We start from the raw sequence: 12,713 nt of genomic DNA on the forward strand, positions 1-12,713 counted from the left end.
TTTTTTGACCACCGAATCAGCCTCAATCGATGCGCATCAATGACTAATCAGTACAAGGGAGACGGTTAAGCACCTTGCGCAGATAGCTCGCCGATGCGGGGCACAAATGCTTGAATTGAACGGTCCGGGTGATCACCGCAGGCGCCTCGTCCCTGCCAAGCAGTTCGTACCCATTGGCAGTGAAAAAACCAGCAGCGCCCTGGGTCAACAGGTGCAACCGGATTACACCTTGAGAGACCGCCAAGCGTTCCAGTTCAGACAACACCGCTTTACCCAGCCCCTCCCCACGATGCGTCTCACAAACGACTATCGAGCGCAGCAACAGATCGGAACCCGCACCTTCGAGCCCTCCATAAGCCACCCATTGCCCATCCACTTCAAACCGGTAAAACTGTCGATCCGGTTCGCTGACATCACTGAAGGGCAGCCCTGCCTGGCTTAATGACTTGCGCAGATGATCCATTTCATTCAGCGCTACTTTTCTTGTCTCCATGGTCCACCCTTGTTTGGCTCGCTGACATCCAATGCTAGCAGGCTCAATGAAGTGGCCAGGCAGCTCAATAGCCGCCCTCACGAAAGACCGCGCGCCGATACTTCTTCCGAAGACCCACGAACTTCTCAGCAAACGGAGTCACCTACATGGACGTTATCAATCAGTTGCAGCCCGAAGAGTGTGCAGGCATGGAGGATATCCGACGCGAAATCGATGTCCTTGACCAGGTTGTCATCAAGTTGTTGGGCAAGCGCTTTCACTACGTACTGGCTGCCTCGAAGTACAAGACCTCAGTGACTTCGGTGCGTGCTCCGGAGCGTTTCAAGGCCATGTTGGCGACACGACGCGAGTGGGCCGAGGCTGAGGGCCTGAGCCCTGATGCAATCGAGAAGATGTACAGTGACCTGGTGAACCACTTCATTGCAGAAGAAATGAAACACTGGGCGGCTCATCAATCCGACACCTGACTCTAGTGTCCGGACTGTTCGCCATGGGTCGGTCACGAGCCCGGCGACGGCAGAATTGAAGGGGGGCAATAGAGCGCTCGAACGAGCGCCCTGTTCAAGCTAACGACGACGCGCTACCTGGCGCCGTTACCGGGCACCGTTACCGGGCGCCGTTACCGGGCACCGTAGACGTCAAAATCGAAGTACTTGTTGTTGATCCGCGCGTAAGTACCGTTGGCGAGGATGGTTGCCAGGGCTTTGTTCAAGTCTTCGCGCAACGCGACATCCTCCTTGCGCAGACCAAGGCCATCACCGACGCCGAAGAAGCCCGGGGCATCCAGAGTGGCACCGGCAAATTCATAGTCCTTACCCGCCGCTGTCTTCAAGAAACCGTAACTGGCTTGAATGGCACCCTGCAACGAGGCATCAAGTCGCCCCACGACCAGGTCGGCGTACACCTGATCCTGATTTTGATAGGAAAGAACGTCCACGCCTTTGGCACCCCAAACCGCTTTGGCGTAGTGCTCCTGGGTCGAACCCTGCTCCACACCAATGCGCTTGCCCTTGAGCGATTCGAGGGTCGGCTGTAATCCCGATCCACGTTTGGCCACTAACCGTGCCGGAGCATTGGAGACCTTGTCGGTAAACGCAATCTGCTCCAGGCGTTTGGGTGTGATGGTCATCGACGACGCCACCGCATCGAACTTGCGCGCCAGCAGTCCCGGGATCATCCCGTCCCAACTGCTTTCCACCCAGACGCATCGGGCTTTCAGTTCGGCGCACAACGCCTCGGCGATGTCGACCCCGAAGCCGGTCAGCGTGCCATCCTGGTTCTTGTATTCCAGCGGTGGATACGTCGGGTCCACCCCCAATTTCAACACTTTGCCAGACCAGTCGGCCGCCCCCGCCAGGCTCGAGGCCGTCAGGAACACCAGGGAAACGGCTGCAATCATCTTGTTCATTTTTATTCCTCTTCAGGCCGCAGATTTTTTACCGGCACAACGGGCGAAAATGCGCCGTCTCAACACAGAAAACGTTCGACCAACTTGACCCAATAGCTGGCGCCCACCGGCAGGCAGTCGTCATTAAAGTCGTAGCCGGGGTTGTGCAGCAGGCACCCGCCCTCTCCCTCGCCATTGCCGATCACCAGATAGCTGCCGGGGCATTTTTCCAGGACAAAAGCAAAGTCCTCGCTGGCCGTGAACGGTCGCAAGTCATCGATCAGGTGTTCCTCTCCCAGCCAGTCGCGGGCGACTTCATGGGCAAATGCTGTCTGTTCGGGATCGTTGATCAACACCGGATGGCAATGCTGGTAATCGATGTCGACCCGGGCGCCAAAACTCTCGGCCTGGCCCTTGACCAATTCAGTGATTCTGACCTCCAGCAAGTGGCGAATCCCGGGGGTCAGAGCGCGTACGCTCAGGCTCAGGTCGGCGCTGGACGGGATGACATTCGAGGCGCTCCCGGCATGCAGGGAGCCCACCGTGATAATCGCCATCTCCTGCGGGTTGACGTTGCGCGAGACGATACTTTGCAGGGCCATCACGATCGAGGCAGCGACCACCACCGGGTCGACGGCTTTGTGCGGCACCGCGCCATGGCCACCGTTGCCGATGATTTTGATGTTCACCGTGTCGGCGGACGCCATGAATGGTCCGCTGTAAAAACCCAAATGCCCGACGGGATAACCCGGCACGTTATGCATGGCGAAGATCGCGTCGCACGGAAACCGCTCAAGCAGCCCGTCCTCCAGCATTTTCCTGGCACCGCCCAGCCCTTCTTCCGCCGGTTGGAAAATCAGGTGCACGGTGCCTTTGAACGCCCGTGTCCGGGCCAGATACTGACCGGCTGCCAGCAGGATTGCTGTATGACCGTCGTGACCGCAGGCATGCATGACACCGTCGAGCCGACTGGCATAGGGCAAACCGGTGGTTTCCTGTATCGGCAACGCATCCATGTCAGCGCGCAAGCCAATGGACCGACCCTCGCCATTTTCCAGGGTGGCAACGACCCCGGTCTTGCCCACCCCGGTGCTGACCTCAAAGCCCCACTGAGTCAAACACGTTGCAACCAGTTCACTGGTGGCGAATTCTTCAAAACCCAGTTCAGGGTGCGCGTGAATGCTCTGGCGTATCGCGATCATTTCATCTTGCATCGCGGCAATACCAGGCAGGACCAGGCCGGCATCCATGGGTGTTCTCCTTCGACAGGGGCTGTGCAGCAGCGAATGCGCTGTTGGGGTCGATCTTAGGGAACGGACGCTGGGCTGGGGAGGCGCAGTTTGGTTATGATGACAACCATGAGTTGTCACCAGGGTGAGCAGATGAAACTGCATCAATTGCAGGCGCTGATTGCCAGCGCCGAAACCGGCAGTATCCGAGCGGCCGCTCGTTCGCTGCAGATTTCCCAGGCCGCTGTGACCAAAGCGTTGCGCGAATTGGAAACCAGCCAGCAGCTACCGCTGTTTACCCGAACCGCCAGCGGTCTGAACTTCACCGAATACGGCAAAGTGCTGCTGACTCACGCCCGGCTGGTGATCAAGCAACTGGAGCACGCACAGACCGAGCTTGATCACATGCGTGGCAAGGCTCAAGGCCGGCTCTGCGTCGGGATCACCCCATGGGTCGCCCTGACCTTCCTGCCCGAAGTCGTGTCGGTGTTTCGCGAACGTATGCCACAAATCAAGCTGGAACTGTTCGAAAGCCTGATGGCCGTTGCCCAACCGCTGCTGCGCGACGGCAGCATGGACTTCGCGATTGGCCAACTCCATCCCACACAATCGAGTCAGGAATTCGCCTGCGAAACCTTGCTCGATTACCAAACCTCGGTGTTGGTCCGCGAAGGTCACGCCCGACAGCATGCGCGATCGATCCACGAGTTACTGGAAGAAAACTGGACCCTGAACTACGCGCCGGACGGGCACGATGGGCTGATGCAGGAACTGTTCTGGAAACACGGCGCGCAAATTGATGAGAATCGAATCGTGCGTGCTCATTCACTGGCCATTTTGCAGATGATGGTCGAGCGGGCCGACATGTGCACCTGGGGGCCGTCCATCGTAAGCACAGCCCCGCCATTTCTGGGGCGTGTGGTATCCCTGGGGCTGACTGAGCAGTTCGAGCCCCGACAGCTGAGCATCGTGACGCGCCGCAATGGCGCACTGAGCAATCCGGCGGTCTGCTTCACCGAATGCCTGTTACAGGTCATTCGGCGCCATGCGCGCTCGGCCAAAAAGGAAGACCGCGCGCTGTTTGAAACCTTACGGCTGCGGCTGTGAGGTGACCCGACAGTTTTATGTCTGATACGTCAGGACGTCTTTGGGCCGAATCTGGCCGCAGGTACCGGCGACAAGCGTTCTCTTCTGACTGATTCCTGCACGTGGCGACAGGCGGCTCTCGGCCAAATGCGGACCTTGCGGATGGTTGCCAGAGGACGACTTTCGCTTCTACCGCTCGCTACTTCAGCACCATCACGACAGGCAGCGCGCCAAATTACCCAGAAAAGGCATTTTTGTCATATTGATTAATATTAATGCCCATGCCGAAAATATGACAATTGCTGTAATAAATTTTGGGGGCTTATGAAACCGTGCGCAAAAAACCTGGTGCTCGATCTGCTTGTTGCAAAAAGTGGCGCCCCCTTGCATGTAAGGGAGGCCATCACCGCCTGTAACCTATTTGGAATCAGTGCAAATAATGTCCGGGTTACCTTGGCGAGGCTGACGACCGAAGCGCTGCTTGAAGGCGCCGGCCGCGGCAGTTATCAGCTGGGATCCCAGGCCATCGAGCTTTCAACGCAGTTGTTTGAGTGGCGCAATCTGGATCAACAGCTTCGTCCCTGGTCTGGCGGCTATCTGATGGTCGCTTGCAATGCTCTGGGGCGCAGTGACCGCAGGGTATTGCGCCAGCGTGAACGCGCGCTGCACATGCTCGGTTTCGCCGAGCTGGAAAAAGATCTCTACGTACGTCCAAACAATCTCGAACCCGGCGTCGAAATTTTGCAGCGGCGACTGATCGAGCTCGGAATGGAGCCTGCCGCACTGGTCTTTCAGGCCATGGGTTTTGATGATGAACAAACCCGTCGCATCCAAGGCCTGTGGGATGGGATGGCGCTGAATGACAGCTATCGTCGCCACTGCGAAACATTAAATAACTGGTCATCACACGCCAAACAACTGGGTCTGGATCAAGCCGCTCGCGAGTCTTTCCACCTTGGTCGCGAAGCGATTCGCCAGGTGGTGTTCGACCCTTTGCTGCCACCCCCCTTGGTCGATGTTGCGCTGCGTGACGAGTTCTTTGCCTGCGTCAGGCATTTCGTCGATCGCGGCCACCGGATTTGGCGTGCCTTTCTACAACAAGCCCCAACGCTCAACTAACCCATCAACGGGCCCCTGCCAGCGAGGATAGATATGCGCAACAAAACCAAAATCAGCGACATTCTCAGCCGCGACGAAATCAAATCCTTCAGCGAGCGTTCGGATGTGTGGGGCACCTGGGCAGTGGCGTCTACCTGGGCCGTAGTCGCCATAACCTTTGCGAGCCTGGCGTGGGCACGCACCGTCCTGCCTTGGTGGGGCCTGGTCCTTGCCCTGATTATTGGCATGGTCATCATTGCCGGGCGTCAGTTGTGCTTCGGCATTTTGCAGCATGACGCCGCCCACGGAACATTGTTCAAAACCAAGTGGTGCAACGATGTGCTGGTGGACTGGCTGTGCGCGCGACCGGTCTGGAATGAACTGCACAAGTATCGTCCATACCACCTGACCCACCACGCCAAGACCTCCACGGCAGAAGACCCCGATCTGTGCCTGGTGGCCGGGTTGCCCACGACTCGATCATCAATATTGCGTAAATGCCTGCGCGATCTCTCGGGGGTCACCGGGTTGAAGTTCTTGCTGGGTCGTTTCCTGATGGATGCCGGCGTGCTGCAGTGGTCGTTGACCAGCGACATCCGTCGTTTGCCCCAACAGGAGCGGCGCTGGTGGGACTATCCACTTTGTTTCCTGAAAAACGCCAGCGGCATGCTGATCACCAATGGCTTGCTGCTAGCCGTGCTCTGGGGTTGTGGCAATGCCTGGTTGTATGGCGTTTGGGTGCTGGCCTACATCACCCCATTCCCACTGTTCATTCGCATCCGTTCAATGGCAGAGCATGCCTGTCTGGAGCCGGGCCCGGATGTACTGCGCAACACGCGCAGCACCCACGCCGGCTGGATCGCGCGGGCATGCGTAGCGCCAATCCGGGTCAACTATCATATCGAGCATCATTTGATGGCATCCGTGCCGTACTTCCGGCTACCGCAACTGCACGCGTTGCTACGTCAACGCGGCATTGTGCCCGAGCCCCCTTCTTATCTGGAGGTACTCAGGCTGGTGAGTTCTCGGAGCAAGAGTGAAAGGTGGGTAAATTAAATTCAGGATCAGATTGTCTGAACAGTTACCAAGCGGTTTGAGGTAACCGTCTGCTTTGGGTGATCCCGGGCTGCGAACTGCCGAATGCCGACCGATGACCTACGTTTTTCCGGTATCGGCCATCAGGAATAATGAATGCCATACCACGAAGGCGGAGCTGCAGATTGAACATCGACACCCGAATCAAATTCCGTCATCTGGTGTGTTTTCTCGAGGTGGCGCGCCAGGGCAGCCTGCTTGCCCAGCGCCGTTTCTGAAAAAACCGAGGTCTGCCGCGAGGCACTGCGAACGTTACGCTGTTTCGCCCCCTCGCGGCTCACAGGAAATGCTGATGGCCAAAGGAGCTGCTTACGACAGACTGCTATAGGCTGTGGATTCAACCGGTCGATGCAACAGCCTGGCTAACACGCTGACCGGCAACAGCGCGGACAACACCGCCGAGTTCACTATTCAGCTCATCGGGGTTACCGATGTACGTATCAGCGATGCTGAACGCTTCCTCTTCTCCATGTGCAACCTACTTGACAGAGCCCATACTCTCAGTAGTATCGTTTTGATATCATCCAGACTTGGGGACCGCATGAGGAGTAACAGCCGAAAAAATTGCTGCTGATCCATTCTGAACAATGAGGTCAGGGTAGTCAGGCGCAGTGGAATGGCGTCAAAAAGCCCCAACGGCACCAACTTACGGGGCATTTTATTTTCCAAAGCCAATGTGGAAGTCGGGTCGACTTACGCCCCAACTTGCCATCAGCCATCTGTGAACGGGTGTAGTGAATCCCCCTGGTTTCGTAGATACATCTAATAGTCAACTATTGATCGAACTTGGCTAGTTGCCAGTGTCGACTTTGGATTGTAACCACGCAAGTGGAGCAGGATTGAGAATAGCGCGCCGATTTTTAAACCAAGCAAGATTTTAACATGAGCACGTACGAGGATGGGTTGCACCTCGAGTTACTGCTTGGAGTTTAGCCTGTGGCAGAAGCGCCGCTTTTTTGGCAGTAAAGAAAGGAGAGTCTAAATGGCAACAGTTAATGGAAGGACGGTAACCGGGACCACCATCTATGGAACCACCGGCTATGATATTATTTATGGCGCCAACATCGCCGAAGTTATTTATGGCGGAACGGGTGACGATACCATTTATGGCAATGATGGTAACGATACGATCTATGGTGGCAGTGGGTCGGACGCCCTGAATGGCGGCAACGGCAACGATATCCTGGACGCGGGCACTAGCAGTAATAGCGTCCTTACAGGCGACGCAGGGGCAGATACTTTCGTCATAAATCGTGGAGCCAGTTATATAGGGCAAACCATCACGGATTTTGACGTGTCCGCAGATCGGCTGGATCTTCGTCAGGTCGGCATCTCCGACATCGAGACGCTTAATCGCCTGTTTGAAGTCAATTACGATGACAAGCTTTTATTTACAATCAATACTAACGGTTATTATTCGACGACCACGCTGAACAATCTTTGGGCCACCGGGATCGAGGAGTTGGACGCGTCCAATGTGCTTCTCAATACGACCGTCCAAGACGATACGCTGACCGCAACCTCAAGGAGCGATCTGTTCGCAGGGTTGGGTAATGACAGGCTTACAGGTTCCTCGTCCAGCGACCGCCTTTTTGGCGAAGGCGGCAATGACACCCTCTTCGGCATGGCTGGGAATGACCTTTTGGTCGGTGGTGCCGGCAACGATACCCTGAGCGGTGGCGCTGATGGAGATGTGCTCGAAGGCGGTAGTGGCAACGATATCCTGAACGGTGGCACTGGGAGCGATCAGCTCATCGGCGGGGCTGGTAGCGACGTATTCATCGCTCAGCGGGGGAGCAATTACTACGACTCGACCCGAGTCATCGATTTCAGTCTCGCGGAACAGGACAAGCTCGATGTCCGCACGCTCGGGATCAGTGATATCGATAGCCTCAAGCGCTTGGTCGAGGCGGTGGACGGCAAAGGTGGCGATGTCATCACAAATTGGAACGGCGGCTACTCGGCTGAGCTGGCGCTCACGGGAGTATCGGTCGCCAACCTGACAACGACCAACCTGCTCCTCAATACGAGCACGGCCAACTCTAATCAGTTCGCCACCGACAGAAGCGATTTGTTCGGTGGCCTTGGCAACAACCGTCTCGTTGGCTCCTCGTCCAGCGACCGCCTGTTCGGCGAAGGCGGCGCTGACACCCTGGAGGGAGGCAATGGTTACGACCTACTGGTGGGTGGCAGCGGTAACGATAGTTTGTTCGGTGGCAATGGTAACGACACACTGGAGGGCGGCATTGGCGACGACAAGCTCGATGGTGGCGACAACTATGACATCCTCAAGGGTGGCGTCGGTAACGATACTCTGAATGGCGGCCTGGGAGATGACGTGTTATCGGGCGGCACCGGTAATGACTTGCTGATCAGCAGTCTTGGCGACGACTTTCTGGACGGCGGTGAGGGCATCGATACCCTGTCCTACGCAGCAGAGGGATTGGCGCTCAACGTCGATCTCAACCTCACGGGCGAGCAGCGTGTCCTGGCATCCCGTTACGAGGATGATCGAATTCTCAATATCGAAAACATTATTGGTGGTTACGCGAACGATCGCCTGGTGGGCAATGCCTATAACAACAGCCTCGATGGAGGCAACGGTGACGATACACTCAGTGGTGGACTTGGTAATGACGTCCTGCGTGGTGCGGCTGGCAATGACACCATAAATGGGGGCGGCGGCGTGGACACGGCTACCTACGAGGGGGCAGCCTCTGCGGTCAAGGTCGACCTCAACATTAAGACTGCCTCCCAGAATACACTCGGTGCAGGTGTCGATCGCCTCCTCTCCATCGAAAATCTCACCGGATCCAGCTACGCCGATACGCTGAAAGGCGATGCGGCAGCCAACGTGTTAACGGGCGGACTAGGCAAGGACACCCTCATCGGCGGCGCTGGCAGCGATATTTTCGACTTCAATTCGTTGTTGGAAATGGGGACGATCAGCTCCACCTGGGATGTCATCAGCGACTTCGTGCGGGGCAGCGACAAGATTGACCTGTCGACGCTTGATGCCAACACGGCGACGACCACCAATGAAGCCTTCACCTCGATCATCGGCAGTACCGCAGCCTTCAGTGCGGCCGGCCAGTTGAAAGTTTCAGCGGGCGTGCTCTACGGCAATACCGATGCCGACAGCGCCGCCGAGTTCGCCATCCAGATAGTCGGTCTCAACAGCGCGACCACGGCGGACTTTATACTTTAACTTGCGGATCTGGCATCTGACAGGGTGACGCGTCGCGAGTCACCCTTGATTTTGCAGACGTATCTGACTCTCTCCTTCTGGCCGATTGCAGCCCTTGGCGACAGGCAGCAATCGGCCAGAAGCACTCGCTGACGACTGAGCCGATCACCCCTAGCGTCCGTTCAGGGCACAGTAGTCATTTCAGATGGCCACGCTGGTTTACCGGCCCGGTATGACATGAAGGTCCCGGTCTAGTGCTGGTTTTTAGATTATGTGCGGGACTCGGAAGGAATGAGGAGGACCAGATCAGTATCGCCTACGTCGACACCACCTTGTGACAGCAAAGTAGTAACTTGGCCTCGGTGATGAGTCTGATGGTTGAAGAAATACATGACCAAGCCATAAAAACTCTTGTCAGCGGCGGTTCCTTTCATGCTCGTGTAATTGAGGGTGTAATCTAAATCCGACTCTGTAATCGAGCGAGACCACTCGACAATTACCTGATCGAGCCAAACGCGATGCGTCGAAAGTTCTCGGATATTTGAGAGCAGTAACTGGTCGAGGCTTTGGGCGGCAGGGAGCTGTCGAATCGGCTCCAGAGCCAAGTGATTCGCCGGGTGCTTGGCAAATCGCTTTAGCCAGATAGTGTCCCCGGCCACCAGGTGGTTCAACGTCCCGAGAATAGAACCAAAGAATGCTTTCCTATCCACGGACAGCTCTTCATCTGTCAGACTTCTGGCCGCCTCATAAACCTTTACGTTCATCCAATCGTTATAGATCGCCATCAGGCAGATATGGTTGGTGCGGCCCATCGTGTTCATCCTTTGAGTGAATACTAGACAAGCGTTCCACGCTCATCTGGGGGCCATTCTAGAGCAAGGCTTTTTGAATCGCGCCTGATTTCGTAGACACGTGACCGGCTGCTTTGGGTCGGTAGCTGCCCCTCATCAGAGGCAGCAATCGGCCAACTGGAGTCATTCAAACAAGACCGCCCGGTGGGGGCACTTGCTTCTGATCAGAGGAAGTAAGCCCCCAATGTCGCCGCAGCAACGAGCCAAACCAATACAACGATCACTGCAGAAAACCTGTTCACTGGCCGCTTGAGATGACTTTTCTCCCACTCACTCGCTTTGAGTTGACAGTCCTCGAGCACCTGCGTGGGCATCAGCCGAATAGCGAGCAGAATGCCAAGCGGCAAAATGATCACGTCGTCCAGGTATCCAAGCACAGGAATGAAATCAGGAATGAGGTCGATTGGGCTCAGCGCATACGCCACGACAAAAACCGAAATCCATTTGGGTAACCAGGGTGTTTGTGGATGCCGATAGCAAAACCAGAGAACCATGGTTTGCCGTTTCAGCTTTCTGGCCCAGCCACGTAAACGATCAAGTACGCGCTTCATGTCGTAATTGTCAGCCCCTGCGCAGGACGCTTCCCAAGCGTCGCTCAGAAAGGTCTGAGAACCTTGGCGAGCCTGTTTTTCGAGCTCCGGATTTACCACGTGCCATGTTCATGGAACACCATTCTCCGGCGATGAATCGGGCTTGGCAATCCAGCCGACATAGGTGAGCCAGAGACCGATCAGCACGCCGACGCCAAAGCCGATTTGCACCAGCCACTGCATCCTCGCCGATACATCCACGCCACGTTCAATCAGTTGCGGCGCGGCCAGGAGTACAACACCGCGAAGCGCCAGGAACCAGCCGAACAGGGAAATCACAAACGCTGCTGCGCTCGACCAATATTGATGGAACGCGATGATCGGCAGGCCACCGGACAACAGTAGAGCGCCGGCAAACCACACGGTGAGCGGGCTCGCGAAGAAGTCGGCCGCCAGTGGCCCCATGTCTGGCGCCCGTACGGCGATGATGCCGGGCACGATGACCAGCCAAGGCCCGATGACGCGTGCGAACGCGCGCGTGCGCGCTCTGGATTGTGCTGTGGCGGACATGAGAATTCCCTCAATCACCTTCGCTCGGTGGTCAGGGGAACTCTAGACTCCATTTGCGGGCCTATCGAATATGGCTAGCAAAATGGAAAAGACAGCAGCTCCCCGGCAGCCGAAGGCGATGTCACGGCGCACGGCCATCACTTATGCAATCGGCCTGCCGATTGCGCTGCTGGTGTTGATCTTCCTGCCGGCCGGCACCATCGCCTGGCGACCTGGATGGGTATTGCTGTTCGTTCTGATATTGGCTTTTGGCGTGTCAGGCCTTGTCCTGGCGTGGGTCAACCCTGTGATCTATCGCGCGCGCAGCCGGATTCAGCCGGGCACGAAAAGCTGGGACAAATCACTACTGGCGCTCATATTGCCGGCGATGACTGCCGTCCTGCCGGTCGCGGCGCTCGATGCCGGGCGTTTCCATTGGTCGCAGGTACCGGCCTGGTGGGTGCCAGGCGGCTACATCGCTGTGCTGGCGGGCATCGCGGTGACGGGCTGGGCGCAGGCGGTGAACCCCTTCTTCGAGCCAGGTGTGCGCATCCAGGCCGAGCGGCATCAGCGCGTGATCGATAGCGGCCCTTACCGTTTCGTGCGTCACCCCGGGTACATCGCCGCACTGTTCCTGTTCATTGGCATGGCCCTGGCACTGGGCTCGTTCTGGGCACTGGTGCCCGCTGCGCTGGCGTCGGCGTTACTCGTCTTGCGCACCGCATGGGAAGACCGGTTGTTACGGTCCGAGCTTGCGGGTTATGACGACTATGCCCGTCGAGTACGGTGGAGATTGGTCCCCGGCCTCTGGTGAAGACCAGGGTCAGATAGTGGTTGCCGAACGGCTGGAGGGGAACACGCCAAGGTTGGCACCCTTTCACGGCTTCGTTCGCCGGGCTGGCAAAAACAACGCTTTTGCTCGCCTGTAACGTTCATGGTCAGGTCGAGGAGAACAGCATGAAATCCCCAATCATTGGGCTGCGAGTGGCCGGCACCGTCTACGCACTGATGGCCTTGGCACAACTGGGGCGCATGATCATTCGCCCCGAGGTGCTCGTTAATGGGTATCCCATGCCGCTGTGGCCAAGCGTGCTCGCCTTCTTGTTGCTCGCGGTTTTGAGCGTCTGGATGTGGTCGCTCACACTGTCGCAGAAACCGCAGCGTTCATGAGTCAACCGGTCGTGGGAGGCAGCTATCGGCCAAAAAAA

13 protein-coding genes are annotated in these 12,713 nt (G+C 57.0%); 7 read left to right on the forward strand and 6 right to left on the reverse strand.

Annotated features, from left to right (window positions below; all coding sequences use genetic code 11):
* Nucleotides 1-43 precede the first annotated feature (43 nt).
* Nucleotides 44-493, reverse strand: coding sequence for an arsenic resistance N-acetyltransferase ArsN2 (arsN2, locus tag ACM6IT_RS21070; RefSeq protein WP_414913068.1), 450 nt, complete (start codon nt 491-493; stop codon nt 44-46).
* 146 nt (nt 494-639) lie between these two features.
* Between arsN2 and ACM6IT_RS21075 the strand changes: the two genes are divergently transcribed.
* Nucleotides 640-960: an isochorismate lyase gene (locus ACM6IT_RS21075; RefSeq protein WP_414918616.1), complete on the forward strand. Its 321-nt coding sequence runs from the start codon at nt 640-642 to the stop codon at nt 958-960.
* 152 nt (nt 961-1,112) lie between these two features.
* Here the strand turns inward: ACM6IT_RS21075 and ACM6IT_RS21080 are convergent, their stop codons facing one another.
* Nucleotides 1,113-1,901, reverse strand: coding sequence for an ABC transporter substrate-binding protein (locus tag ACM6IT_RS21080; RefSeq protein WP_056722910.1), 789 nt, complete (start codon nt 1,899-1,901; stop codon nt 1,113-1,115).
* A 59-nt stretch (nt 1,902-1,960) separates the two neighbouring features.
* Entirely contained in the window at nt 1,961-3,130 is a 1,170-nt protein-coding gene (locus tag ACM6IT_RS21085) for a M20 aminoacylase family protein (protein ID WP_414918617.1), read from the reverse strand.
* Between the two features lie 132 nt (nt 3,131-3,262).
* On the opposite strand from ACM6IT_RS21085, the gene ACM6IT_RS21090 reads away from it, so the two are divergent.
* From ACM6IT_RS21090 to ACM6IT_RS21105, 4 genes are all read left to right on the forward strand, one after another.
* Nucleotides 3,263-4,216 (forward strand): LysR substrate-binding domain-containing protein, encoded by a 954-nt coding sequence (locus tag ACM6IT_RS21090; RefSeq protein WP_056722914.1) that lies wholly within the window; start codon nt 3,263-3,265, stop codon nt 4,214-4,216.
* A 303-nt stretch (nt 4,217-4,519) separates the two neighbouring features.
* Nucleotides 4,520-5,314 (forward strand): PaaX family transcriptional regulator C-terminal domain-containing protein, encoded by a 795-nt coding sequence (locus ACM6IT_RS21095; RefSeq protein ID WP_414918618.1) that lies wholly within the window; start codon nt 4,520-4,522, stop codon nt 5,312-5,314.
* Nucleotides 5,315-5,347: 33 nt separating this feature from the next.
* Nucleotides 5,348-6,349: a fatty acid desaturase family protein gene (locus ACM6IT_RS21100; protein ID WP_223542100.1), complete on the forward strand. Its 1,002-nt coding sequence runs from the start codon at nt 5,348-5,350 to the stop codon at nt 6,347-6,349.
* 1,021 nt (nt 6,350-7,370) lie between these two features.
* A complete protein-coding gene (locus tag ACM6IT_RS21105; protein WP_414918619.1) occupies nt 7,371-9,596 on the forward strand; it encodes a hypothetical protein in 2,226 nt (741 codons plus the stop codon).
* Between the two features lie 248 nt (nt 9,597-9,844).
* Here ACM6IT_RS21105 and ACM6IT_RS21110 read toward each other — a convergent pair whose 3' ends face one another.
* The 3 genes from ACM6IT_RS21110 to ACM6IT_RS21120 all read right to left on the reverse strand — a co-directional run bounded on the left by ACM6IT_RS21110 (nt 9,845) and on the right by ACM6IT_RS21120 (nt 11,526).
* A complete protein-coding gene (locus ACM6IT_RS21110; RefSeq protein WP_414918620.1) occupies nt 9,845-10,387 on the reverse strand; it encodes a DinB family protein in 543 nt (180 codons plus the stop codon).
* A gap of 203 nt (nt 10,388-10,590) precedes the next feature.
* Complete coding sequence (locus tag ACM6IT_RS21115) at nt 10,591-10,977, reverse strand: YkvA family protein (protein ID WP_414913058.1); 387 nt, start codon at nt 10,975-10,977, stop codon at nt 10,591-10,593.
* Nucleotides 10,978-11,085: 108 nt separating this feature from the next.
* Nucleotides 11,086-11,526, reverse strand: coding sequence for a hypothetical protein (locus tag ACM6IT_RS21120; RefSeq protein ID WP_414918621.1), 441 nt, complete (start codon nt 11,524-11,526; stop codon nt 11,086-11,088).
* Between the two features lie 82 nt (nt 11,527-11,608).
* Between ACM6IT_RS21120 and ACM6IT_RS21125 the strand changes: the two genes are divergently transcribed.
* Nucleotides 11,609-12,319 (forward strand): methyltransferase family protein, encoded by a 711-nt coding sequence (locus ACM6IT_RS21125; protein WP_414918622.1) that lies wholly within the window; start codon nt 11,609-11,611, stop codon nt 12,317-12,319.
* 143 nt (nt 12,320-12,462) lie between these two features.
* On the forward strand, nt 12,463-12,675 hold the full coding sequence (locus tag ACM6IT_RS21130) for a hypothetical protein (protein WP_223542267.1): 213 nt from the start codon (nt 12,463-12,465) through the stop codon (nt 12,673-12,675).
* The last annotated feature ends 38 nt before the right edge of the window (nt 12,676-12,713 follow it).

The sequence above is a fragment of the Pseudomonas sp. IT-P4 genome, assembly GCF_949767755.1.
Classification (GTDB): Bacteria; Pseudomonadota; Gammaproteobacteria; order Pseudomonadales; family Pseudomonadaceae; genus Aquipseudomonas; species Aquipseudomonas monachiensis.